This is a genomic window from Micromonospora echinofusca, assembly GCF_017614955.1.
Taxonomy (GTDB): Bacteria; Actinomycetota; Actinomycetes; order Mycobacteriales; family Micromonosporaceae; genus Micromonospora; species Micromonospora echinofusca_A.
Map to the genome: position 1 here is coordinate 1 of NZ_WVUH01000467.1, position 4,573 is coordinate 4,573.

3 protein-coding genes are annotated in these 4,573 nt (G+C 70.8%); 2 read left to right on the forward strand and 1 reads right to left on the reverse strand.

The window, feature by feature from the left end:
• The coding region (locus GSF22_RS31020) for a M1 family metallopeptidase (protein ID WP_208817466.1) at positions 1-1,430 on the reverse strand (1,430 nt) is incomplete at its 3' end.
• A gap of 531 nt (positions 1,431-1,961) precedes the next feature.
• Here GSF22_RS31020 and GSF22_RS31025 point away from each other — a divergent pair.
• Positions 1,962-3,107 carry a sugar phosphate isomerase/epimerase family protein gene (locus tag GSF22_RS31025; protein WP_307804483.1) on the forward strand — a complete coding sequence of 382 codons (1,146 nt, stop codon included), beginning with the start codon at positions 1,962-1,964 and terminating at the stop codon, positions 3,105-3,107.
• 303 nt (positions 3,108-3,410) lie between these two features.
• Positions 3,411-4,573 (forward strand): ThuA domain-containing protein (locus tag GSF22_RS31030; RefSeq protein WP_208817467.1); only part of this gene is annotated, 1,163 nt, incomplete at its 3' end.

Genomic DNA, 4,573 nt, shown 5'->3' on the forward strand with positions numbered 1-4,573 from the left:
GTCCCGGAGAGCCAGGCGTCGAGGAGCGGGCGCAGCGGTCGACCGGCGACCCGTTCGGCGACCGCGACGAACTCGGCGGTGGTGGCGTTGCCGTTGCGCTTCTCCGCAGCCCAGGTACGCAGCAGCCGGAAGAAGGTGTCGTCGCCGACGGTCCGGCGCAACGCGTGCAGGACCAGCGCGCCCCGTTTGTAGACCGCGCGGGTGAACAGGCCCGCGCGCCCCGGGTCCAGGGTCGGCTTGGACCAGTCGGTGTCGGCGTACTGCGCGTCGAAGTTGGCCTGTACCGACCGGCCGCCGTCGTGTTCCTCCCAGAGCCACTCGGCGTAACTGGCGAAGCCCTCGTTGAGCCAGATGTCGCTCCACCGGGAGATGGAGACGCTGTCGCCGTACCACTGGTGGGCCAGCTCGTGGGTGACCACGCCGTAGTTCGGCCCGCCCCGGGCGAAGAAGGCGGCGCCGTAGACCGGTCGGGACTGGGTCTCCAGCGCGTACCGGATCCGGTCGTCGTCGACGACGACGCCGCCGTACGACTCGAACGGGTACGGGCCGAACCGGGTGGCCAGGAAGTCGGCGATCTCCCCGGTCCGGGCGATCGACCGGGCGGCGGGACCGTCGGCGGGCAGGCTGGCGGCGATGGCGGTGACCAGCGGCTTACCGCCGTGCGTACCGGTCTGCACCCGGTAGTCACCGATCACCAGGGTGACCAGGTAGCTGGCCATCGGGGCGCGTTCGCTCCACCGCCAGGTGGTCCAGCCGTCGGCCGTCGACCGCTCCCCCGGTACCCCGTTGCTCAGTGCCGCCAGCCCTTTGGGGACGGTCACCTCGATGTCGTAGGTGGCCTTGTCGGCCGGGTGGTCGTTGACCGGGAACCAGGTGCTCGCCGACTCGGGCTGGCCGAGGGCGATGGCACCGTCGTCGGTGGCGAGCCAGCCGCCGGTACCCAGGTCGGCGCTGCTGACCGGGACGGGCACCCCGGCGTAGCTGACCTCGGTGGTGAAGGACGTGCCGGTCGGCAGGCCCCGGGCCGGGGTGACCACCAGTTCGTCACCCTCGCGGGTGTGCGTGGCTCCGGCACCGTCCACGGTCACCCGCGAGACGGTCAGCCCGGCCAGGTCCAGATTGAACCGGGAGAGCGGCTGGGTGGCCGTCGCGGTGACCGTGGCGACCCCGGTGAGCTGGTCGCTGGCCGGGTCGTAGCGCACCTTCAGCCGGTACCCGGCGACGTCGTACCCGCCGTTGCCGTACCGGGGGAAGTAGGCGTCCCCGATGCCGGGCGCACCCGGGGCGAACCCGGTGGACGCGCTCCCCTGCGGGTTCGGCGCGGACCGGTCGGGCCCGGGACCGGATCCGCCGGTACAGCCGCCGGCGGCCAGCGTCAACGCGGCGACGACCAGCGTCACGACCGGCCGGCGGTCCGTCCACCGTGCCATCCGACCTGCCGGACCGGCCTCTTTCCCTCGACCCATCGACCTCTCCCCCATCCCCCGTTGCGGCGAGCGTATCGAGCCTGATCAGGCGGTTCACCACCGAGCCCACCCGTCCGGTCACGCTGGGAAACTTTCGCTGAGAAAAACAAAAGTTAGCTCTGGACAACACTTTCTTTTGCCGCCTGCCCGGTTTACTGTCTTGCCTCAAGGCGTTACCCGACCGCAACAAACCCCCACCGACCCGCCACCAGCAGGTCGGCCCGCGTGCCCCGGTCGTCCCCTCCGGACGGCGAACCTCGTCCAGCCGTGGCGGCGGCGTGGACCTGACCACTCGATCGACCAGTCTCGCGGACCACCGGCCGCTCCGGCCCCACCCGAGCGACCGGATCGGACGGATCGGTACTGCCCGGACCGCGACCACTCACCATCAGCTGATCGTCGTCGACGGTGCACCCCGTCGCGGCCGACGGTCGCTCCGCCGTACCGACGGTGGACCCGACCGCCGTCGCACGGACGCGCCCACCGTCACGGAAGGTGGAAGAGACAATGCGCAAGACCACACCACACGACCCCCGTACCGCCAAGCAGCTCACCCGCCGGTCGATCCTCGCCGCCTCCGCCGGGGCCGCCGCGGCCCTCGGCGCCGCCGGACTGCCGGTACTGGCCACCGGTACCCCCGCACTCGCCGAGAGCGAAGGGGAGGGCAAGGGCAACAAGTACAACCAGCTCCGGGCCGAACCCCTGATCCCGGGCGGGAACCGGGGCATCATCCTCTACAGCGTGCGGGACCGGATCTCGGCCGCCCCGGACGACAGCGGCGTACCGTACGGCTTCGAGCGGGTCCTCGCCCGGCTGGCCGAGATCGGCTACAAGGAGATCGAGTTCGCCGGGTACAACCAGAACACCGCGATCCTCGGCCGGCAGATCACCCCGACCGAGATCCGCAAGATCCTGGACGACAACGGTCTCGTCGCCAACGGCACCCACACCTCGATCCGGGCGGACACCTTCCAGCAGCAGCTCGACATCGCCGAAGAGCTGGGCATGAAGAACATCGGCACCGGCAGCGACCCGACCAACAGCGCGTACCAGGCCGACTGGGACGCCGCCGCCGACACCTGGAACGAGCTGGGCCGGCAGGCCGCCGCCCGGGGCATGCGGCTCTACACGCACAACCACGACGCGGCGTACAGCTTCCTGCTCGACTCCGGTCCGCTGGACGCACTCGGTCGCCCCACCCGCTCGTCGGGGGTCCGCCGGCTGGAGTACTTCTTCAAGCAGACCGATCCCCGGTACGTCTACTTCGAGTTCGACATCTACTGGGGCTACGTCGCCCGGTACAAGCACCAGAAGTTCGTCGACCCAACCGGCCAGGAGCAGACCAGCCTCTTCGACCCGATCATCAACGTGGCCGAGCGGACCACCCGGTTCCCGCTGTTCCACGCCAAGGACGGCAACAAGAACACCACCCTGCCCAACGGGTACGAGATGACCCCGCTCGGTGAGGGCGACATCAACTTCCAGCAGTTCTTCCAGACCATCGGCGAACCGGACTTCCACCACGCCAACTGGGAGCAGGACACCGCACCGGGCGGCACCCTCAACCGCGCCCAGTCGCTGGACTTCGCGGCCCTGAGCTACCAGAACATGTCCGAGCTGACCATCTACAAGCGGAACTGAGCGACGGCCCGGGTCGGCGGCAGCGCCGCCGACCCGGCCGCAGTTCCTCCGGTGGCCCGGCCGCAGTCAGCTCGACGACCCGGCCACCTCCGGGTACCGGCGCGGTAGAGACCGTGCCCTGCCCATCACGTTCGGCGCGGTCGGCGGACCGCGTCCCTCCCGGCGCGGTCGAGTCGCGCCACCCCTCCACCTCTGTCCTGCGCGGCGGCGGGACGACCCGTTTCCAGGTTCGCCCTATCCCATCCGCGCGCCACCGGCCGCCCAGCCGGCGGTGCCGCGCGCCTGCCGATCGTCGGAGGAACCATGATCCGCTCACCCGGACGGCGATGGCTCGCCATCGCCGCTGGTCTCGCCCTCACCGTCCCACTCGCCCTGTCCGCACCGACCTCCGCCGCCCCCGGCGCCGCCGGGAACCCCCCGGACGAGCCGCTCGTCGCCGCCGAGAACGGCCCCGAGGCGTTGCGCTCCACCGTCCGGGCCCCCCGCGACTACCGGGTCCTCGTCTTCACCCGCACGGCCGGGGAACGTCGGGCCGCCATCGCCGACGGCGTGGACACCATCCAGAAGCTCGCCAACGGGAACGGCTTCACCGTCACGGTCAGCCAGGACGCGGCCCTGTTCACCACCGCCGAACTGGCGAAGTACCGCTCGGTCGTCTTCCTCAACACCACCGGCGACATCCTCGACGACAGCCAGCAGGCCGCGTTCGAGGCGTACATCAGAGCCGGTGGCGGATACCTGGGCGTGCACGCCGCCGCGGAGACCGAGCCGGACTGGGCCTTCTACCAGAACCTGGTCGGTACGAAGGTCGCCGGTGCCTCGGCGGTCAGCCAGGGCCGGCTCGACGTGGCCGACCGGGCCCACCCGGCCGCCGAGACGTTGCCGCGCACCCTGACCCTCACCGAGGAGTGGTACAACTTCACCACCAACGTCCGGGGCAGCGCCCACGTGCTGGCCACCGTGGACGAGAAGAGCTACCCCGGCGGCTCGATGGGGTACGACCACCCGATCGTCTGGTGCAAGGACTACCAGGGCGGCCGGTCGTTCTACACCGGGCTGGGCCACTCCGCCGAGACGTACCGGTCGAACACCTTCCGCAAGCACCTGCTCGGCGCGATCCGCTGGACGGCCGGGGTGGTCGAGGGTGACTGCGGGGCGACCGTGCTCGGCAACTACGAGAAGGTCACCCTCAACGACGAGCCCGGCGAACCCATGTCGCTGGCCGTCCTGCCGGACGGCCGGGTACTGCACAACACCCGGGCCGGCGAGGTCCGCCTCTACGACCCGACCAGCGGCGCCAGTCCGGTGATCAGCACCGTGCCGGTCTACACCCACGACGAGGACGGCCTCCAGTCGATCGCCGTCGACCCCGACTTCGCCACCAACCGGTGGGTCTACCTCTACTACGCGCCGAAGCTGGACACCCCGGTCGACAACCCGGCCACCCCCGGCGTCAACGAGGGTGA